The sequence below is a fragment of the Streptomyces sp. NPDC007808 genome (genome assembly GCF_042868655.1).
In the GTDB taxonomy this organism is placed as follows: Bacteria; Actinomycetota; Actinomycetes; order Streptomycetales; family Streptomycetaceae; genus Streptomyces.
This window is the reverse complement of the sequence record NZ_JBIAEQ010000008.1, coordinates 293,858-312,649: the sequence shown is the minus strand read 5'-3', so window position 1 is coordinate 312,649 and position 18,792 is coordinate 293,858. Positions and strand designations below refer to the sequence as shown.

Below are 18,792 nucleotides of genomic sequence, written 5' to 3'. Positions count from 1 at the left end.
GCGAGTTATCGCGCGCCCGTCGCGTCCAGTTCGTCGGCGAGGCTGTTGACCGGCTGGGGCGTACCCGTGAGGTCGAGGACGAACAGGGGCACGCCCAGCGTGTCCGCGCGGGCGCGGGCGTCGGGAGCGTAACCGGCGAGGGAGAAGTAGACGCAGGCCGCGGACTCCGTCATGGCCGTCAGCCACAGGCACTCCACGTCCCGCAGGGACGCCGGCCCGACGGTCGGGTCGACCTGGGCGAGCAGGCCGTGCGCGGCGATGCCGATGCCGGTCGGGGGACGCTGGTCGGCGCGGCGGATGCCCTGGTAGCCGAGCCAGCGCAGATAGACGGCGGCCGCGGTCACCGCGTCGCGCGCGGAACGGATCGTCACGGGCTGGAAGGGGCGGCGCGCGGCGGGTGCCTTCGGCGGTGCCGCCTCAGTGTCCGCTCCGGCCAGCGGGACGCACAGCACCGTCCCGCAGGGGCAGCCCACCTCCGGGCGGGGCCACTCGGTGGTACGGCCGCACGCCCCGCAGCGCACGCCGACCCACTCGTCGTCCCAACTGCGCCGGGTGACGGCGGTCGCGGTCCCGTCGGGGTCGAGCGCGGGCGTGACGGGCGTCCCGCACGCACAGGGATAGGCGGGTGCCGTGTAGAGATGCTCGCGCCGGCAGGCCGGGCAGCGCACCGACACGCTCTCGGACATGGCCCCTCCAGGTCGACCTCGCACCGGACAGCCCCATGGTCCTCCACCGCGCGGCCGGTTGTCCGCCCCTTGACGCTCCTCACGGGCCCACCTACATTGCTTCCAGATAGTAGAAAAGTATTTCCGCTATGCGAAATAGCAGCAGTGGAGATGCCATCGACACGGAATTGCTCACCGCGGGGCGCGACGGGAGTGCGAATCCGACAGCCGAAGCAGGAGTACTCAATGGCTCGTATGACCGCTGCCCGAGCGGCAGTCGAGATCCTCAAGCGCGAGGGCGTCAGCAACGCGTTCGGTGTGCCGGGAGCGGCGATCAACCCCTTCTACGCGGCGCTCAAGGCATCCGGCGGGATCAACCACACGCTCGCCCGTCACGTCGAGGGCGCCTCGCACATGGCCGAGGGCTACACGCGTACCCACCCGGGCAACATCGGTGTCTGCATCGGCACCTCGGGCCCGGCCGGCACCGACATGATCACCGGCCTGTACTCCGCGATCGGGGACTCGATCCCGATCCTGTGCATCACCGGCCAGGCCCCGACCGCGGTGATCCACAAAGAGGACTTCCAGGCCGTCGACATCGCCTCGATCGCCAAGCCGGTCACGAAGATGGCGGTGACCGTCCTGGAGGCCGCGCAGGTCCCCGGCGTCTTCCAGCAGGCGTTCCACCTGATGCGCTCCGGCCGTCCGGGCCCGGTCCTCATCGACCTGCCGATCGACGTGCAGCTGACGGAGATCGAGTTCGACCCGGAGACGTACGAGCCGCTCCCGGTCTACAAGCCCGCCGCGACCCGCGCCCAGATCGAGAAGGCGATCGGGATGCTGAACGCGTCCGAGCGCCCCCTGATCGTCGCGGGCGGTGGTGTCATCAACGCCGACGCCGCCGACCTCCTCGTCGAGTTCGCCGAGCTGACCGGCACTCCGGTCGTCCCGACCCTGATGGGCTGGGGTCTGCTGCCCGACGACCACGAGCTGAACGCCGGCATGGTGGGCCTGCAGACTTCGCACCGCTACGGCAACGCGACCTTCCTGGAGTCCGACTTCGTCCTCGGCATCGGCAACCGCTGGGCCAACCGCCACACCGGCAGGCTGGACGTCTACACGGCCGGACGGAAGTTCGTCCACGTCGACGTCGAGCCCACCCAGATCGGCAGGATCTTCGCCCCGGACTACGGCATCGCCTCCGACGCGAAGGCGGCCCTGGAGCTGTTCGTGGAGGTGGCACGGGAGTTGAAGGCCGCGGGCAGGCTGCCCGACCGCTCCGCGTGGGCGGCCTCCGCCCAGGAGCGCAAGGCGACCCTCCAGCGCCGTACGCACTTCGACGACATCCCGATCAAGCCGCAGCGCGTCTACGAGGAGATGAACAAGGCCTTCGGGCCGGAGACCCGGTACGTCTCCACGATCGGCCTCTCGCAGATCGCGGGCGCCCAGATGCTGCACGTCTTCAGGCCGCGGCACTGGATCAACTGCGGCCAGGCCGGCCCGCTCGGCTGGACGATCCCGGCCGCGCTGGGTGTCGCCAAGGCCGACCCGCAGGCGCAGGTCGTCGCCCTGTCCGGGGACTACGACTTCCAGTTCATGATCGAGGAGCTGGCGGTCGGGGCGCAGCACAAGATCCCGTACGTCCATGTCCTGGTGAACAACTCCTACCTGGGCCTGATCCGTCAGGCGCAGCGGGCGTTCGACATCGACTTCCAGGTCAAGCTGGAGTTCGAGAACATCAACTCGCCCGAGCTGGGCGTCTACGGCGTCGACCACGTCAAGGTCGCCGAGGGCCTCGGCTGCAAGGCGATCCGGGTGACGGACCCGAGCGAGCTGGGCGCCGCCTTCGAGCAGGCCAAGAAGCTCGCGCAGGAGTACCAGGTCCCGGTGGTCGTCGAGGCGATCCTGGAGCGCGTCACCAACATCTCCATGTCGACCACGAACGACATCGGCAACGTCGTGGAGTTCGAGGAGCTCGCCACGGAGCCGGGACACGCGCCGACGTCCATCAGGACGCTGAAGGTCTGACGCGGGAGGTCCTGACGCCTCCCGTCAGCAAGGGGCGGTCCGACCGAGAGGTCGGACCGCCCCCTTTGTGTTCCCCCGTGTCGCTCCCCCGTGCTGTCCCCCGTGCGGTGTACCCCCGTTCACGGAACCCGCCGCCCCCGTGCCGGCGGGCCCCGTGTGAGGAGAATGTGCCCTGCGACGGGGGTGGTTGAAGCCTTTTGGCGCCGGTTCAGAGGTTGATCTGAGGGTTGCGTAGGCGACGTACGACCCGTGGTGTACGCGCCCGTCGGGGTCGCGTGCGGGGCGCAGCGGCACGCCGAAGAGCGCCGGGTACGGGACCGTCCGTACCCGGCGCTCTTCAGCCGGTGAGGTATCGGGTTGTGGCCGTCCGACGGTGCGAGGCTGGGCGCGACAGGACGTTCGCGCCGCCGGACGGGGCCTTGAGAGGGTTCGGGACCGCGGCGGATGCGACGGAACCGGGGGCTCCTTCCCTCAGGTCGAAGAAGGAGGCCGGACCTTCACCACCGCACTGGCTCGCACACCGCCGCGGTCCTCACGTTGCCCGCGCCCCTCCCGGGCGACCACCCCTCATCCGGGTCGGCCGGTGGCGGGGCGCGGGCGATGCGCCCGGTTCATGACCTCCCGTCAGGAACCGGGCGCGGCCTTGCGGTTCAGTCCTCGCGCAGGGCGCGGACCGCCTCCTCCACGCGCTTGCCGTAGTCCGGGTCGGCGGCGTGGAAGTGGGCCAGGTTCTTCTCGATCACGTCGTCGCGGGAGACCTGGGAGAGGCCACCGGCGATGTTCGCGACCAGTCGGGACTTCTCCTCGGCGGACATCAGCCGGTACAGCTCGCCGGCCTGGAAGAAGTCGTCGTCCTTGGTGTGCAGGGGCGCCACGTGGGTGCCGGTGTGGCCGGTCACCGCGAGCGGGGCCGACAGCGGGCGGCCGGTCTCCACCGGGCCGTCGTAGGAGTTCGGCTCGTAGTTCTTGGCGCCCCGGCCCTGGGCGTTGGAGGCCATGAAGCCGTCGCGACCGTAGTTGGCGGCGCCGCCCGGCACCGCCTTCGGGGCGTTGACCGCCAGCTGTGTGTGGTTGACGCCGAGGCGGTAGCGGTGGGCGTCCGCGTAGGCGAACAGGCGGCCCTGGAGCATCTTGTCGGGGGAGGGGCCGATGCCCGGCACGAAGTTGTTGGGCGAGAACGCGGCCTGCTCGACCTCGGCGAAGACGTTGTCGGGGTTGCGGTCGAGGACCAGCCGGCCCACGCGCTGGAGCGGGTAGTCCTTGTGCGGCCACACCTTGGTGAGGTCGAACGGGTTGAAGCGGTAGTCCGCCGCCTCGGCCGCCGGCATGAGCTGGACGTACAGCGTCCAGGACGGGTGCACCCCGCGCTCGATGGCCTGGAGCAGGTCCGTCTGGTGCGAGTTGGGGTCCTTGCCCGCGAGCTCGGCGGCCTGCTCGCTGCTCAGGCAGCGGACGCCCTGGTTGGTCTTGAAGTGGTACTTGACGAAGAACGCCTCCCCTTCGGCGTTCGTCCACTGGTAGGTGTGCGAGCCGTAGCCGTTCATGTGGCGGTACGACGCCGGGATGCCGCGGTCGCCCATCAGCCAGGTCACCTGGTGCGTGGCCTCGGGGGCGTGCGCCCAGAAGTCCCAGACGTTGTCCGGCTCCTGACGGCCCGTGAACGGGTCGCGCTTCTGCGAGTGGATGAAGTCCGGGAACTTGATCGGGTCCTTGATGAAGAACACCGGGGTGTTGTTCCCGACGAGGTCGTAGTTGCCCTCCGCCGTGTAGAACTTGACCGCGAAGCCGCGCGGGTCGCGCACCGCGTCCGCGCCGCCGAGGCTGTCGGCCACGGTCGAGAAGCGCAGGAACACCTCGGTCCGCTTGCCGACCTCGCTGAGGAAGTCGGCGTGGGTGAAGCCGGTGACGTCATCGGTCACCTCGAAGTGGCCGTACGCGCCGGAGCCCCGTGCGTGCACCACCCGCTCCGGGATGCGCTCGCGGTTGAAGCGCGCCAGCTTCTCCAGGAGGTGCTGGTCCTGGAGCAGGAGCGGGCCGCCGACGCCGGCGGAGGCGGAGTTCTGGTTGTCGGCGACCGGGGCGCCGGCCTCGGTCGTGAGCACGCGCTTCGACATCGTGGACCTTCCGTGCGGGAGCACTTCCGTGCGGGTGGCAGCGGAAAAATCTTTCCGCTTGATGGAGCCTAGAAGTGGGAGAAACTGAGCGTCAACAGTTTGTTGAAGTCGGTTCCGGGCGACGCCCCCGCCTGGGCGCGACAGGACAGGTGTCGGCGAAGGCGCCGCCCGGAAGTCTCGGGGTGGGTCAGACCTGGGCGCCGGAGAGGCGCTCGACCGCGCGCAGCAGCGCGGAGTGGTCCAGGCCGCCGTCGCCCTGCGCGCGCAGGGACGCGACCAGCTGGGCGACCACGGCACCGACCGGCAGGGCGGCGCCGACATTGCGGGCGGCGTCCGTGACGATGCCCATGTCCTTGTGGTGCAGGTCGATACGGAAGCCGGGCTTGAAGTCGCGGTTCAGGAAGTTGTCCTTCTTCCGCGTCAGCACGGTGGAGCCCGCGAGACCGCCGTTCAGGACGTCCAGCGCCGCCTTGAGGTCCACGCCGGACTTCTCCAGGAAGACCACGGCCTCGGCGCACGCCTGGATGTTCACGGCGACGATCAGCTGGTTGGCCGCCTTCACGGTCTGGCCCGAGCCGTGCGGACCGCACAGCACGATGGTCTTGCCGAGGGCTTCGAGGATCGGCTTCGCCGCGTCGAAGTCGGCCTGCTCACCGCCGACCATGATCGACAGTACCGCCTCGACGGCACCGGCCTCGCCGCCGGACACGGGGGCGTCCAGGACCCGGATGCCCTTGTCCTCGGCGGCCTTCGCGAGGTCGACCGAGGTCTGCGGGGTGATCGAGGACATGTCGATCAGCAGCGCGCCGGACCTCGCGTTCTCCAGGATGCCGTCGGGGCCGTAGCAGATGGCCTCGACCTGTGGGGAGGCCGGGACCATCGTGATGACGACGTCGGCGTCCTGCACGGCCTCGGCGATCGAGGCGGCGGCCGTGCCGCCCGCGGCGGCCAGGCGGTCCAGCTTGTCCTGCTCCAGCGTGAAGCCGGTGACCTGGTAACCCGCCTTGATCAGGTTCTCGGACATGGGGGAGCCCATGATGCCGAGGCCTATCCACGCGATCTTGGGGAGATTGCTCATGATGGGGGTGCCTCTCTGTACTGCTGTGGTGCGTGAACGAATGAGTGCGCCGGTCGGCGACCGTCGGCCTGTCCGGAGTCGGTGGGCGAGGCCTTTTCGCGGCCCGCGACGGGACCGTGACGGGTGCCGCGACAGGGTCGTGACGGGTGCCGCGACGCGGTCGTGACGGGTGCCGGGACGAGGCCGCGACGGGACCGGGGGCGTGCCGTCAGCGCACGGAGCGCTGTTCGACGGGCAGCCAGCCGAAGGCCTCCGCGCTCGGACGGTCGCCCGGCTTGTACTCCAGGCCGACCCAGCCCTCGTAGCCCGCCTTGCCCAGCCGGTCGAGCAGTTCCTCCAGCGGGAGCGTGCCCGTGCCGGGCGCGCCGCGTCCCGGGTTGTCGGCGATCTGCACATGGCCGGTCTTCGGGGCGTACCGCTCGATCACCGAGGGCAGGTCCTCGCCGTTCATGGACAGGTGGTAGAGGTCCATGAGGAAGCGGGCGTTGCCCAGTCCCGTCGCCGCGTTGACCTTGTCGACGACGCCGACGGCGGCCGGTGCGGACACCAGCGGGTACAGCGGCGACTCGGGCTTGTTCAGGGCCTCGATCAGCAGGATCGCGCCGATCCGGTCGGCCGCCCGCGCGGCGAGCGCCAGGTTCTCCAGCGCGAGCGCGTCCTGCTCGGCCGGGTCCACGCCCTCGACGCGGTTGCCGTACAGGGCGTTGAGCGCCCCGCAGCCGAGGGACTTCGCGAAGTCCGCCGCGACGTCGACGTTGGCGCGGAACCTCTCCGACTCCTCGCCCGGCACCGACAGGGCGCCGCGGTCGGGACCGGGCAGCCGGCCCGCGTAGAAGTTCAGCCCGGTGAGCTGGACGCCCGCGTCCTCGATCGCCTTCTTGAGGGCGTCGAGCTCGGACTGTCCGGGGTCGGGGGAGTCGATCCACGGCCACCACAGCTCGACCGCGGTGAAGCCGGCCGCGGCGGCGGCCGCGGGGCGCTCCAGGAGCGGGAGTTCCGTGAAGAGGATCGACAGGTTGACGTTGAAGCGCTGCTCTGCGAATCCCATCGCCGGCGCTCCCTTCCGTGTCGAGATTCCATATTGCGGAAGTTAGTTTCTGCGTACTGGAAGATTGCCGTTGTGTGTCGAAGCTTGTCAAGAGGGCTCGGCGGATGGCCGCACCGCGCGTTAGGTTGAGCGCGTGCGATTGAGAGTGGAGTTCACGACCGAGCCCTTCGACCTCGACGAGGCGCCCGCGCACGCGGTCGTGGCCCGCGAGGTGGTCGAGGCTGCCGAGCTCGACGCGGTGGACGTCGGCCCCTTCGGTAATACGGCGGAGGGGGGCGCCGACGCCGTGCTCGCCGCCGTGGACGCCCTGCTGCGCCGGACCCTGGAGGCCGGTGCCACCCGGATCTCGCTCCAGCTCAATGTGGTCGGGGAGGGCGAGGCATGAGCGGAACCGGGGACGAGCCCTTCATCGCGGCGGTGAAGCCGCTGGTCGACGCCATGGGCGGCGAGATCCTCCCGCCGGACGAGGCCGGCCCCGAGGATGTCGTGCTCGCCTGGGAGGGGGTCGATGTGGTGGCCGTGCGCCTGCCCCAGCTCGCCGACTCCCTCGATCACATCCTGGCCGCCATGGAGCGCAGGAAGGGCAAGCCCCTGGCCGACCTGGACCGCAAGGCCAAGCAGGAGGTCGTGCGGATACTGGAGGCGCGCGGTGCCTTCTCCGTGCGGCACGGCGTGGAGACCGTGGCGAGCGCGCTCGGGGTGAGCCGGTTCACGGTCTACAACTACCTGAATCGGGACAAGAACCCCTGACGGCGTCCGCTCGGTTTCGTTACCGCGAATTTTCAACAAAGTGTTGACGTCTCGTCGTCGTAGGGCGTTAGCTAGCGGCACGCCCGTTCAGTACGAAGGCCCTGCGCGGCCACGGAGGCTCCCGTGACGTCGAATTCCACGCCCCCGGGCCTGGCCCGGTTCAACGCCCTGGAGGAGCACGCGGCCCACGCCGCTCTCCACGAGGCGTGCGCCTCCACGGCATGGGCGGCAAGACTGCTCGCCGCCCGCCCCTACGCCACCGCCGACGACCTCTACAGCGCGAGCGACGCCGCCATGGCGGAGCTGACCACCGAGGACCTCCAGGAGGCGATGGCCGGGCATCCGCCGATCGGCCGCCCCAAGCCGGGCGACCCGACCTCGGCTCGGGAGCAGCGCGGCATGGCCGGCGCCTCCGAGGACCTCAAGGCGGAGATGCTCGAACTCAACCTTGCCTACCAGGACAGGTTCGGCCATGTCTTCCTGATCTGCGCCACCGGCCGGACGGGCGAGCAGATGCGCGACGCGGTCAAGGAGCGGATCGGCAACTCGCCGGAGCAGGAGCGGGAGATCGTCCGCGCCGAGCTGGGCAAGATCAACCGTATCCGGCTCGCCCGCCTCGTCGAAGAATCCTGAAGAGGACGCAGACCATGAGCACCAGCACCACCGCCTCCGTGTCCACGCACATCCTGGACACCAGCATCGGCCGCCCCGCCGAGGGCGTCGCCGTCCACCTCTCGGCCCGCTCGGGCCGGGACACCGACTGGCGCGCACTCGGCGGCTCCACGACCGACGCGGACGGTCGGTGCAAGGACCTCCCGCTGCCGCCGGAGGGGACCACCCACGTACGGCTCGACTTCGCGGTCGAGGCGTACTTCGAGAAGAAGCAAGCCGATGCGCAGCAGGACGCCCCCGCGAATCGGGACAGCGGTGCCGTGTTCTTCCCCGAGGTGGCGATCACCTTCGCCGTGAAGCCCGGGGAGCACTACCACGTACCGCTGCTGCTCAACCCGTTCGGCTACTCCGTTTACCGAGGGAGCTAGCTAAATGACCGTCAATTCCCGCCCTGGCCGACCTGTGATCCTGGGACAGAACCAGTACGGCAAGGCCGAGAACCGAGTCGTGAAGATCACGCGGGACGGCGCCACCCACCACATCAAGGACCTGAACGTCTCCGTCGCCCTCTCCGGCGACATGGAAGAGGTCCACTACTCCGGCTCCAACGCCAACGTCCTGCCGACCGACACCACCAAGAACACGGTGTACGCGTTCGCCAAGGAGTACGGCATCGAGTCCGCCGAGCAGTTCGGCATCCACCTCGCCCGGCACTTCGTGACCAGCCAGGAGCCGATCAAGACGGCCCGGATCCGCATCGAGGAGTACGCCTGGGAGCGGATCGAGGCCTCCGACGCCAACTCGCAGTTCATCGGCGCCGACGAGGTCAAGCACTCCTTCGTCCGCAAGGGCCAGGAGACACGGCTCACGCAGATCACGTACGACGGTGAGCAGTGGGAGGTCGTGTCCGGTCTGAAGGACCTGGTCGTGATGAACTCCACGAACTCCGAGTTCTGGGGCTACGTCAAGGACAAGTACACGACGCTGAAGGAGGCGTACGACCGCATCCTGGCCACCCAGGTCTCCGGCCGCTGGCGGTTCAACTGGACCGACGACGAGCAGCGGATGCCCAACTGGGAGAAGTCCTACGAGCAGACCAGGAAGCACATGCTCCAGGCCTTCGCCGAGACGTACTCGCTCTCGCTCCAGCAGACCCTGTACCAGATGGGTTCGCGCATCATCAACCACCGCAGCGAGATCGACGAGGTCCGCTTCTCCCTCCCGAACAAGCACCACTTCCTGGTGGACCTGGAGCCGTTCGGGCTGAAGAACGACAACGAGGTGTACTACGCCGCCGACCGCCCCTACGGCCTGATCGAGGCCACCATCCTGCGGGACGGTTGCGAGGCGCGGATCCCCGTGGACCTCACCAACCTGTAAGCGACAACGGAAATTTCGGCACCCGCGGCCGGAGAGCCGGGCTCCGAGGGCTTCCCGGCCGCGGTACTCAAATCCCCCAGGGTCCTGCCGTGCCCTCTCCACTTCAGCGCAAAGGACGAATCATGGCAGCAGCCCAGCGCATCGTCATCGAGAACTGTTCGATCGCGACGGTGGACGCGAACGACACCGAGTACGCCACCGGCCACCTCGTCGTCACGGACAACCGCATCGAGTCGCTCGGCGCGGGCAGCGCCCCGGACGGCCTGCAGAACGTCGTGCGCCGCATCGACGCCACCGGGCATCTGGTCACCCCTGGCCTGATCAACACCCACCACCACTTCTACCAGTGGATCACCCGGGGCCTGGCCACCGACCACAACCTCTTCGACTGGCTCGTCGCCCTCTACCCGACCTGGGCGCGCATCGACGAGCAGATGGTGCGCTCGGCCGCGCAGGGCTCGCTCGCGATGATGGCCCGCGGCGGCGTGACCACCGCCATGGACCACCACTACGTCTACCCGCGGAACTCCGGCGACCTGTCCGGCGCCATCATCGGCGCCGCCCGCGACATGGGCGTCCGCTTCACCCTCGCCCGTGGCTCCATGGACCGCAGCGAGAAGGACGGCGGACTGCCGCCGGACTTCGCCGTCGAGACCCTCGAAGGCGCGCTCGCCGCGACCGAGGAGACCGTCAAGCGGTACCACGACGCCTCCTTCGACGCGATGACCCAGGTCGCCGTCGCCCCGTGCTCCCCGTTCTCCATCTCCACCGAACTGCTCAAGCAGGGCGGTGAGCTGGCTCGCCGGCTCGGCGTGCGCATGCACACCCACGGGTCGGAGACCGTGGAGGAGGAGAAGTTCTGCCACGAGCTGTTCGGCATGGGCCCGACCGACTACTTCGAGTCCACCGGCTGGCTCGGCGAGGACGTGTGGATGGCGCACTGCGTCCACATGAACGACTCCGACATCGCCGCCTTCGCCCGCACGAAGACGGGTGTCGCCCACTGCCCGTCCTCCAACGCCCGCCTCGCGGCCGGTATCGCCCGCGTCCCCGACATGCTGGCGGCCGGCGTCCCGGTCGGCCTCGGCGTCGACGGCACCGCCTCCAACGAGTCCGGCGAACTGCACACCGAACTGCGCAACGCGCTGCTCATCAACCGCCTCGGCGCCCACCGCGAGGCCGCCCTGAACGCCCGGCAGGCCCTGCGGCTCGGGACGTACGGCGGAGCGCAGGTCCTCGGCCGCGCCGCCGAGATCGGCTCGCTGGAACCGGGCAAGCTGGCCGACCTCGTGCTGTGGAAGCTGGACACCCTCGCCCACGCCTCCATCGCCGACCCGGTGACCGCGCTGGTCTTCGGCGCGGCGGCCCCGGTCACCGCGTCGTTCGTCGACGGCCGGCAGATCGTCGAGAACGGGCGGCTGCTCACGGCCGACGAGGACGCCATCGCCCGCTCGACGCGGGACGAGGCGCGGCGGCTGGCGCGGATCGCCGCGCGGTAACCCCGTTCGCCGACCGCTGAGGGCGGTACGGCCCCTGATCACCGGCCGGGAGGGACGGCTCCCGGCCGGCAGCCGTGGACCCGAGCGGGGTCCATGGCGGCCGTCGCCGGGGCGCGTGCGTTCACGCGCGCGCCCCGGAACGGTCACCCGTCACCGCACGTCCGGTCCCGCACGACCACCCGCACCACCTCCCTGAAACCCACGGCAGCCATGCGGCGAGCCGTGTAACCGACCGGAGGGACGCCGCCGTGGCCGACCACCCCGTTGACGAGAAACTCCCCGCCCTGAAAATGGCGACCACCGGCCTGCAGCACGTGGCCGCCATGTACGCGGGAGTCGTCGCCCCACCCCTGATCGTCGGCGCGGCCATAGGCCTGAGCGCCGCCGACCTGACCTTCCTGACCGGCGCATGCCTGTTCACCGCGGGCCTCGCGACCTTCCTCCAGACCCTCGGCGTCTGGAAGATCGGCGCCCGTCTGCCCTTCGTCAACGGCGTCACCTTCGCGGGTGTCGCCCCCATGACCGCGATCGTCGCCTCCACCGAGGACAAGTCCGACGCGCTGCCGATCATCTTCGGCGCAGTCATCGTCGCCGGCCTCCTCGGCTTCCTCGCCGCCCCCTTCTTCAGCAAGGCGGTCCGCTTCTTCCCGCCGGTGGTGACGGGCACGGTCATCACGCTCATCGGCATCTCCCTCCTGCCGGTCGCCTTCGGCTGGGCACAGGGCCCGAACCCCTCGGCCGACGACTACGGTTCGGCGACCAACCTGGGCCTGGCGGCCGTGACCCTGCTGATCGTCCTGCTCCTGCGCCGGTTCACCAGGGGCTTCGTCAAGCAGATCGCCGTCCTGCTCGGCCTGGTCGCCGGCACCCTGATCGCGATCCCGTTCGGTGTCACGGACTTCGGCCCGGTGGCGGACGCGGACGTCATCGGCTTCCCGACCCCGTTCCACTTCGGCGCCCCGCAGTTCCAGCTCGCCGCGATCATCTCGCTGTGCGTGGTGATGGTGGTGTCGATGACCGAGTCGACCGCCGACATGCTGGCGCTGGGTGAGATCGTCGACCGCCCCGCCGACGAGAAGACCATCGCCGCCGGCCTGCGCGCCGACACCCTCGGCTCGGCGATCAGCCCCCTCTTCAACGGCTTCATGTGCAGCGCCTTCGCGCAGAACATCGGCCTGGTGGCGATGACGAGGATCCGCAGCCGGTACGTCGTCGCCGTCGGCGGCGGCTTCCTGGTGCTGATGGGCCTGTGCCCGATGGCCGCCTCGCTGATCGCGGTCGTACCGCGTCCGGTCCTCGGCGGCGCGGGTGTCGTGCTGTTCGGCTCGGTCGCGGCGAGCGGCATCCAGACCCTCGTCCGGGCCGGCCTGGACAAGGACAACAACGTGCTGATCGTGGCGGTCTCCCTGGCCGTCGGCATCGTCCCGATCACCGCGCCGGAGTTCTACCACGCCTTCCCGGAGACGGCGAGGATCGTCCTGGACTCGGGCATCTCGACCGGCTGCGTGGCGGCGGTCCTGCTGAACCTGGTCTTCAACCACCTGGGCACCGGCGGCCGGGACGCCCACGACGTGACCCACCCGATGGAGGCGGGGGAGGAGCTCACCGGGACGACGCCCCGGGCCCCCGCCACTCCATGAGGTGGGCGAACAACTCGGCCTGCTCGACGGCGTCGTCCAGGGCATGGTGCGTGTGACGGCGCCTCGACAGCAGTTCGCGCGGCATCGTGCCCTTCGCCACCGCGCGCAGCGGCAGGCCCGCCTTCGTGGCGTACAGCGTCTTCATGTCCAGGCAGCCCGAGTGCCCGAAGGGACTCTCGCCGGTGAAACGGATCAAGTACCAGTACAGGAAGGTCCAGTCGTACGACGCCGGATAGCCGCACATCACCGGCTGCGCGTCGCCGCAGACCTCGCGCACCCAGCGCGTGAACTGCGCGAGAGCCAGGGCGGGGTCGAGGCCCTCCCTCCCGAGGCGATCGCGGTCGAGCCCGCTGACGGCCAGCGCCTGCGGCACGAACTCCTCGCTGATGGGGCGCAGTTCCCGGTAGAAGGTCTGCCGCTCGGGGTCGGCCGCGGCGAACCCGTCCGCGTCCTGCATCCCGGCGACCGCCGCCCCGAGGCTCAGCATGGAGTACGGCCCCGGGATCGGGCCGTCGGCCTCGATGTCGACGGAGATGTAGAGGCTGGGTCTGATGCGTCGTGCGGCCATGGCCCCGGAGCCTTCCAGGTGGCCGGGCCTCCCGCATCCGAATTCCCCTTGGGCTGCTGCCCCGGTCGACTCACGGCCTTCCGGTGCGAGGCGGCCCGACCACTCGGTGACCCGCGCGTGCGCCCCGGCAGGAGGTCGCGGTTCTGCCGGGGCGCACGGTGTCACTGTGGCTGGATCAGCGGGTGAAGGTCACCCGGTGCTCCTTGAGGGCTCCGCAGTTGGAGCCCGACACGTGCACGTAGTGGTTGTTGATGTGGCCGCCCCAGTCCACGCAGTGGCCCTTGCCGTAGACGTAGGTCGGTCCGGCGTACGAGGTGAAGCGCCCGTAGTCGTCGTCGTACTCGTCGGTCTCGGGGACGCCGACCCACGCGGACATCTCCACCGCGGTGCCGGGGTTGTTGCGGATGGTCGCCACGCAGTTCTTGCCGTTGGCGGCGTTGTACGTCAGGTACACGGTGCCGAGCGTGCCGACGGGCACCGAGTTCACCGTCTTGTAGGCGCTGCCGCAGACCTTCTGCGGCGTGGTGTTGGGCGCTGCGGAGGCGGGCGCCGTCAGGGCGGCCGTGGTCCCCACCGTCAGGGCCGCCAACGCGGCAGTGGACAGGACAGAGCGCGCGTATCGCATATTTCCCCCTGGTGCGTATTGGAGTTGGTTGCTCCTGCATGGTGTGACCCGCGGGGTATGCGAATGGTTGTGCTCGGTTCTGTCGCTTCCTCAACACCGCCGTCTCGGCACCAGGATCCCGGCAGCGATCAACGTCCCTACCTGGAAGGCGAGTTGGACGCTCGCCGCCGAGGCCGCCCGCTGAGTCGCCGAGTCGCCCGGCCCACGACCGCAGTCACGCACGGCAGTTGGCTGACTAGAGCCCGAACAGGGCCGGATCCGACGCCAGTTCCTTGAAGATCTCGTCGGGGTGGTCGACCAGCTTGCGCTCCTTGAGGTCGAGGATCCCACCCACCGCGGTGATCTCGGCCGCCACCGTGCCGTCGGCCTTGCGGATGGTCTGCTCGATGCTGAACGTCTTGCCGCCGCCCCAGACGAAGGCGCACGTCACCTCGACCTCGTCGCCCGCGAGCAGCTCCCGCCGATAGCGGATCGTCGTCTCCAGGGCCACCGGCCCCACGCCCTTGGAGATCAGACCGGTCTGGCTGATCCCGGCCGTCTGGAGCAGCGCCCAGCGGGCGTGTTCGGCGTAGTTCAGGTACACCGCCTGGTTGAGGTGCCCCTGCACATCCGTCTCGTAGCCACGGACGGTCACCGGAACGGAGAACGGCTCGGTCACGACTTCCCCTTCGTACTGGCTTTCACGGTCGGTCCGATCCTGACATGTGCCCTCTACATCCGTCGCGGGGATGCCAGCAGGTATCGCTCTCGTGTACGAGGGTCGGTGTGTTCACCGACCTGCCACCCGGCCCCTTCCAGCGTGCTGGCGCAGGCCCGCAGACGGGTGCCGTCCGGGTCGTACACGGCGACCGCCTCCGGTTGCGGGGTGGCCCGCACCCGGTAGCCCTCCGCGGGGTCCCGCCCGGCCGGAGGGTGCCCGGCCGCCTCCAGGGCCAGCGCCGCGGCCTGCACCAGATGCGTACGCTCCCAGCCGCACGGCCGGTCCTGAGCCCCGTCCGCATGGGTCATCCGGCGCAGCTCCAGCAGGCCCTGCCAGGCGCTGTGCACCTCGCGGATACGGGCGGCCCCCGCGGCCGGCGCGTCCTGCTCGCCGCCGACGCGCGCGGCGAACACCCCGGCGGCGGCGCTGGTGGAAGCCGCCTCGGCGGGCTCGGGGCCCCGCGGCGCCGCCTCCCGTATCCGGTGCCCCGCCGGCGTCAGGAAGTGATCGTGCGGCGGCCGTGGGTGCCGGAAGGCGAGCCCCCGCCTCACCAGCGCCGCGAGCTGCGCCTCCGTACCCCTGAGACGTCCGGTGACGGGGTCGGCGGCGTCGATGACACGCCGCTGTGCTGCGGTCGGTGGCCTGGTCACGGCGTGCTCCTCCCCGGGCGCTCGGACACTCGCCCTCTTAGCCCGGAAGGCTACGACGCGGCTCTGACAATCCCTCCGGCGAGCGCCGGCGGCCCTTGCTCGGTGCTCCCGCGGGACGGGGTGCCCCTGGGCGCGGCCGGCCCCACGACACCCCTCGTGCGCGGCGCCCGCCCCTACGGGGACCCAGCAGGCCCCGGCGTTCCCACGGGGACCCAGCAGACCCCGGCGTACCCAGGGGGACCCAGCAGACCACGGCGTACCCCGCAGACCCCGGCGCCCGCCCCTACGAATACCCAGCAGCCCCGCCGCCCGTCCCCACGGGGACCCAACAGCCCCCGGCGCGCACCCGGACCTCCTCGCCCCTGTCCCCGGGGATGCTCGGGGCACGAGTGCGGCCTGCACCGTCAACCCGTGCGCCGGCGCACCGCTCGCGCCGGCTCTCGGTGGTCGTGGTCGCCGTGTGCCAGGCCGACCGTTCGGCAGTCCGGGTGCTTCGGGACGCCAGGACGAAGGCGGTCCTGGGGTCGGCGCGGGTGGATCCACGGCGTCGGATGCCCAGCCTTCCGCCGCCGGCCCCGATCGATGGTGGGTCCGCCGGACGGTCTCGCTCCCGGCCCGGCGTCGTCAGCGCCCGGTCCCGGCGTGCCGGCCCGCCCCGCCCCGCCTCAGCCCCCAGGAAGGCCCTGCACCGACGCCGCGAGCTGGCCGACGGCGACGACGAGCGGGGCGACCGGCTGGACGAACTCGTTCAGCCGGTCGAGCGCGCGCCGCAGGACGGTCGGCTGCGGTTCCTCCTCCTGGAGTTCCTCGCGCAGGCGGCGCAGTTCCCTGGTGGTGGCGTCCGGGTCGGCGAGCGCCGCGCGGTGCTCCTCCAGCAACCGTTCGACGACGGTCAGGAGCTCGGCGGTGCGTGCGGCCTGCTCGGGGTCCTGCGGCTGGAAGGAGACCGAGCCGGAGAACGCCCGGGCACCGTCTCCCACGGCCTGGTTGCCCACGTAGTGGGTGCCGCCGCTGATCATGACGCCCTTGTTGACGGGAGGGTCCTGGCGCCCGTCGTCGTCGCGCATGAGAAGTCCTCTACTTGTCGGAGCCGCCGGCGGCGCTGAGCGCGGAGGAGCCGGACTGCTGCGGGAAGTTCTGGTGGGCGGTCGCGCCCGAGCCGATCGCCTGGTTGCCGATGATGCTCATGCCGCCCTGCTGGATGAGCCCCTGGTTGAGGATGGTCTGCTGCTGGGTGCGGAAGTCGGTGATGTCGTAGCCGTGTTCGTCGAGGAACTCCCGGATGGCGGCGAGGGTGTGGCGCTCCACCAGGGAGGTGATCCGGCCGGCGTCCACGACCTGGAAGTAGTTGTGGTAGTCGGGGCTCAGCGCCATCTCCCGGATGCTCACCCGGGCGCCGTAGTCGTAGAGGGGGTCCTGCTCCATGGCCTTCAGTTCGTCCACCATGCGTCTGCTGTGCCGGGTCTCGGAGCGGGCGTGGCGCAGCGCCCGGAACGGCGCGGTGAGGAACGCCCCGCCGGTGCGGGCGAGGGCGGCCAGCAGCAGGCCGCGTCTGGCGTCGGGACCGAGGGGGCCGCGCAGCCGGTCCACGACGTGGTAGCCCGCGGCCACCGGGCCGAGCACATGGTTGTCGCAGTGCAGGTGCAGTGTCCTGCCCGTGGTCGAGAAGTGCAGGAACACGCTCGGCACCACGTCCCCGCCCCACATCGGCACGTGGACCGCCAGATAGTGGCGGACGGTACCGGTCGGACGGACCATGATCCGTTCGACCTCTTCGGGCGACAGCCGTGCGGCCGGAGTGATGCTGCGGGCCTTGATGAACCGCTCGTCGTCACCGATCGTCGTGCCGCTCGCGAACACCCGGTCCTCGATGAGGAGGGAGCCGAGAGCCTCCTCGCCCGGTTCCGCGGCCCCGTCGGTGACACCGCGCGCGGCGACCGCCCGCAGCCGTGCCCGGACATGGTCGACGAGTTCGGCGACCGTGAAGGCCTCCGGCTCGGCGGGCCGCGAGCGCCCTCCGACATGGTCCTCGGCGGGCAGGAGAGGCACCGCGAGCGACCACTTGGAGCTGGTGTCCGCATAGCCGACGAACGGGGTGTATCCGCTGTAGACGGTGACGTTGCCGGTCTGCGCCTCCTGGAGAGCCGCCAGACGCTCGGCCATCCACTTGCGCCGCGGGACGGAGGGACGGGGCTGCCCGGCGAAGGTGTCCCGGGTCATGGTGGTGCGCAGCAACCGGTCGATGTCGAGGTCGTGCCGCACCACCGTGGCGTAGGCGAACGCCACCGCGGCGAGGGACGCGAGCACGGCCGGCACCCCGCCCAGGTAGGCGCCGAGCAGCCAGGCGACGAAGCCGGGTGCGGGCAGCGCCGAGAACAGGAAGCCGAAGTAGAACCCGAGGAGCACCACGACCGCGCCCGTGACGGCGGTGCCTACCAGCACCCCTCTGCCGGGCTGGTGATGGCCCCGCGTGGCCAGGCTCGGTTGGGCGGCGGGGCGCCCCGTGAACGACAGGAGCACCACGACGTACAGCAGCCACAGCGGTGCGATCAGGGCGAGGGCGGCGAACGCCCCGGCCAGTCGCAGATCACGCCGGTGGCGCAGGTCCTGTGCCGTCAGGCAGTGGCGTGCCACCGCGACCAGGTCGACGTCGGGGGAGGGGGCCACGGCACTGGCCTCGTCGGCCAGGACCTCCTCCACCACCCGGTCGGCGAAACGTTCGTCCACATAGGCCGCGGCACACAGATAGCGGGTGACGTCACCCGGTGTGCGCCCGACCGGCATGCGTACCTGCCCGATCGTCATGCCGAGTCCTCCCTTGTTCCTCCTGGCCGGTGACGTCCTGGGGGCGGCGACGGATCTCCGGACCCGCAGACCGGGCAGTCCGACGGTCAGCAGCGCGAGGAGCGCGCCGACCGCGAGTCCGAAGACGAGTGCCGAGAGCGTGAGGTCCTTCAGCAGGGTGTCGGTGGACACGAATCCCGCGTCGGAGGCGAAGCTTTCGAGCAGGACCCACCGCAGCACGGCCTCGCACTCGGCCGCCAGCACGCCCACGGCGAGGCAGCGCGTCCAGCCCGCGCCGCGGCGCAGCAGGAGCCAGGCGAAGAGGGCGAGTCCGGCGAGGAGCGCCGCGACACAGACGTCGTCGATGACCAGGAAGGTCGTGTCGGCGTACCTGTCGGCGGAGTACTCCCAGCCGGGGATCAACGCCGCTTCGACGAGCGTGCGGAGGGTCTCGCCACCGGACATCTCGACGTAGAACTTCTCGATGTAGAAGTCCCAGACCCGCCGCTGCGCCCACGGGCTGCCTCCGGCGAGGACGAGCAGGAGCAGGACGGTGACACGGGCGCGTAAGTGTGGTGGCGAGCCGGACTCACTCCGAAGAGACAAGAACACCTGCCGGTTCCCCCATCCCCGACCCCAGAGATCAGT

Annotated in this window: 18 protein-coding genes; 8 read left to right on the top strand and 10 right to left on the bottom strand. The window is 70.5% G+C overall.

Annotated features, from left to right (window positions below):
- Window positions 1-5: 5 nt before the first annotated feature.
- A complete protein-coding gene (locus tag ACFYNL_RS29805) occupies window positions 6-686 on the bottom strand; it encodes a hypothetical protein (RefSeq protein ID WP_388808488.1) in 681 nt (226 codons plus the stop codon).
- Between the two features lie 225 nt (window positions 687-911).
- Here ACFYNL_RS29805 and gcl point away from each other — a divergent pair, with 225 nt between their 5' ends.
- On the top strand, window positions 912-2,696 hold the full coding sequence (gene gcl, locus ACFYNL_RS29800; protein ID WP_388808486.1) for a glyoxylate carboligase: 1,785 nt from the start codon (window positions 912-914) through the stop codon (window positions 2,694-2,696).
- Window positions 2,697-3,346: 650 nt separating this feature from the next.
- Here gcl and ACFYNL_RS29795 read toward each other — a convergent pair.
- The 3 genes from ACFYNL_RS29795 to ACFYNL_RS29785 all read right to left on the bottom strand — a co-directional run bounded on the left by ACFYNL_RS29795 (window position 3,347) and on the right by ACFYNL_RS29785 (window position 6,936).
- Window positions 3,347-4,810: a catalase gene (locus tag ACFYNL_RS29795; RefSeq protein ID WP_388808483.1), complete on the bottom strand. Its 1,464-nt coding sequence runs from the start codon at window positions 4,808-4,810 to the stop codon at window positions 3,347-3,349.
- 187 nt (window positions 4,811-4,997) lie between these two features.
- The gene (locus ACFYNL_RS29790; protein WP_388808480.1) at window positions 4,998-5,888 is read right to left on the bottom strand and encodes a 2-hydroxy-3-oxopropionate reductase; all 891 of its coding nucleotides are present in this window, start codon (window positions 5,886-5,888) and stop codon (window positions 4,998-5,000) included.
- 208 nt (window positions 5,889-6,096) lie between these two features.
- Window positions 6,097-6,936: a TIM barrel protein gene (locus tag ACFYNL_RS29785; protein ID WP_388808478.1), complete on the bottom strand. Its 840-nt coding sequence runs from the start codon at window positions 6,934-6,936 to the stop codon at window positions 6,097-6,099.
- A gap of 133 nt (window positions 6,937-7,069) precedes the next feature.
- On the opposite strand from ACFYNL_RS29785, the gene ACFYNL_RS29780 reads away from it, so the two are divergent.
- The 7 genes from ACFYNL_RS29780 to ACFYNL_RS29750 all read left to right on the top strand — a co-directional run bounded on the left by ACFYNL_RS29780 (window position 7,070) and on the right by ACFYNL_RS29750 (window position 12,817).
- Complete coding sequence (locus ACFYNL_RS29780; RefSeq protein ID WP_388808475.1) at window positions 7,070-7,321, top strand: hypothetical protein; 252 nt, start codon at window positions 7,070-7,072, stop codon at window positions 7,319-7,321.
- Entirely contained in the window at window positions 7,318-7,686 is a 369-nt protein-coding gene (locus ACFYNL_RS29775; RefSeq protein ID WP_388808473.1) for a helix-turn-helix domain-containing protein, read from the top strand. The genes ACFYNL_RS29780 and ACFYNL_RS29775 overlap by 4 nt, the downstream gene beginning before the upstream one ends.
- Window positions 7,687-7,809: 123 nt before the next feature.
- Entirely contained in the window at window positions 7,810-8,319 is a 510-nt protein-coding gene (gene uraD / locus ACFYNL_RS29770; RefSeq protein ID WP_388808471.1) for a 2-oxo-4-hydroxy-4-carboxy-5-ureidoimidazoline decarboxylase, read from the top strand.
- Between the two features lie 14 nt (window positions 8,320-8,333).
- Entirely contained in the window at window positions 8,334-8,726 is a 393-nt protein-coding gene (gene uraH / locus ACFYNL_RS29765) for a hydroxyisourate hydrolase (protein WP_388808469.1), read from the top strand.
- Between the two features lie 4 nt (window positions 8,727-8,730).
- Window positions 8,731-9,678, top strand: coding sequence for a factor-independent urate hydroxylase (pucL, locus tag ACFYNL_RS29760; RefSeq protein WP_388808466.1), 948 nt, complete (start codon window positions 8,731-8,733; stop codon window positions 9,676-9,678).
- A gap of 122 nt (window positions 9,679-9,800) precedes the next feature.
- Entirely contained in the window at window positions 9,801-11,177 is a 1,377-nt protein-coding gene (locus ACFYNL_RS29755) for an 8-oxoguanine deaminase (RefSeq protein WP_388808464.1), read from the top strand.
- 248 nt (window positions 11,178-11,425) lie between these two features.
- Window positions 11,426-12,817, top strand: a complete 1,392-nt coding sequence (locus tag ACFYNL_RS29750) for a nucleobase:cation symporter-2 family protein (protein ID WP_388808461.1) — start codon at window positions 11,426-11,428, stop codon at window positions 12,815-12,817.
- On the opposite strand, the gene ACFYNL_RS29745 is transcribed toward ACFYNL_RS29750, so the two are convergent.
- The 6 genes from ACFYNL_RS29745 to ACFYNL_RS29720 all read right to left on the bottom strand — a co-directional run bounded on the left by ACFYNL_RS29745 (window position 12,780) and on the right by ACFYNL_RS29720 (window position 18,756).
- The gene (locus ACFYNL_RS29745) at window positions 12,780-13,385 is read right to left on the bottom strand and encodes a 3'-5' exoribonuclease domain-containing protein (protein WP_388808459.1); all 606 of its coding nucleotides are present in this window, start codon (window positions 13,383-13,385) and stop codon (window positions 12,780-12,782) included. The two genes, ACFYNL_RS29750 and ACFYNL_RS29745, sit on opposite strands and share 38 nt — an antisense overlap.
- Before the next feature lie 175 nt (window positions 13,386-13,560).
- Window positions 13,561-14,010 carry a spore-associated protein gene (locus ACFYNL_RS29740; RefSeq protein ID WP_388808457.1) on the bottom strand — a complete coding sequence of 150 codons (450 nt, stop codon included), beginning with the start codon at window positions 14,008-14,010 and terminating at the stop codon, window positions 13,561-13,563.
- Window positions 14,011-14,245: 235 nt separating this feature from the next.
- The gene (locus tag ACFYNL_RS29735; protein WP_388808454.1) at window positions 14,246-14,668 is read right to left on the bottom strand and encodes an acyl-CoA thioesterase; all 423 of its coding nucleotides are present in this window, start codon (window positions 14,666-14,668) and stop codon (window positions 14,246-14,248) included.
- A 53-nt stretch (window positions 14,669-14,721) separates the two neighbouring features.
- Window positions 14,722-15,360: a hypothetical protein gene (locus ACFYNL_RS29730; RefSeq protein ID WP_388808452.1), complete on the bottom strand. Its 639-nt coding sequence runs from the start codon at window positions 15,358-15,360 to the stop codon at window positions 14,722-14,724.
- Window positions 15,361-16,025: 665 nt separating this feature from the next.
- The gene (locus ACFYNL_RS29725) at window positions 16,026-16,427 is read right to left on the bottom strand and encodes a DUF5955 family protein (RefSeq protein WP_388808450.1); all 402 of its coding nucleotides are present in this window, start codon (window positions 16,425-16,427) and stop codon (window positions 16,026-16,028) included.
- 10 nt (window positions 16,428-16,437) lie between these two features.
- The gene (locus ACFYNL_RS29720; protein ID WP_388808447.1) at window positions 16,438-18,756 is read right to left on the bottom strand and encodes a hypothetical protein; all 2,319 of its coding nucleotides are present in this window, start codon (window positions 18,754-18,756) and stop codon (window positions 16,438-16,440) included.
- Window positions 18,757-18,792: the final 36 nt, after the last annotated feature.

Coding starts and splice junctions, on each gene's coding strand:
- ACFYNL_RS29790 (WP_388808480.1), bottom strand. CDS start 5,888: ATGAGCAATCTCCCCAAGATCGCGTGGATAGGCCTCGGCATCATGGGC.
- ACFYNL_RS29805 (WP_388808488.1), bottom strand. CDS start 686: ATGTCCGAGAGCGTGTCGGTGCGCTGCCCGGCCTGCCGGCGCGAGCAT.
- ACFYNL_RS29725 (WP_388808450.1), bottom strand. CDS start 16,427: ATGCGCGACGACGACGGGCGCCAGGACCCTCCCGTCAACAAGGGCGTC.
- ACFYNL_RS29795 (WP_388808483.1), bottom strand. CDS start 4,810: ATGTCGAAGCGCGTGCTCACGACCGAGGCCGGCGCCCCGGTCGCCGAC.
- gcl (WP_388808486.1), top strand. CDS start 912: ATGGCTCGTATGACCGCTGCCCGAGCGGCAGTCGAGATCCTCAAGCGC.
- ACFYNL_RS29755 (WP_388808464.1), top strand. CDS start 9,801: ATGGCAGCAGCCCAGCGCATCGTCATCGAGAACTGTTCGATCGCGACG.
- ACFYNL_RS29740 (WP_388808457.1), bottom strand. CDS start 14,010: ATGCGATACGCGCGCTCTGTCCTGTCCACTGCCGCGTTGGCGGCCCTG.
- ACFYNL_RS29785 (WP_388808478.1), bottom strand. CDS start 6,936: ATGGGATTCGCAGAGCAGCGCTTCAACGTCAACCTGTCGATCCTCTTC.
- uraH (WP_388808469.1), top strand. CDS start 8,334: ATGAGCACCAGCACCACCGCCTCCGTGTCCACGCACATCCTGGACACC.
- ACFYNL_RS29775 (WP_388808473.1), top strand. CDS start 7,318: ATGAGCGGAACCGGGGACGAGCCCTTCATCGCGGCGGTGAAGCCGCTG.
- pucL (WP_388808466.1), top strand. CDS start 8,731: ATGACCGTCAATTCCCGCCCTGGCCGACCTGTGATCCTGGGACAGAAC.
- ACFYNL_RS29745 (WP_388808459.1), bottom strand. CDS start 13,385: ATGGCCGCACGACGCATCAGACCCAGCCTCTACATCTCCGTCGACATC.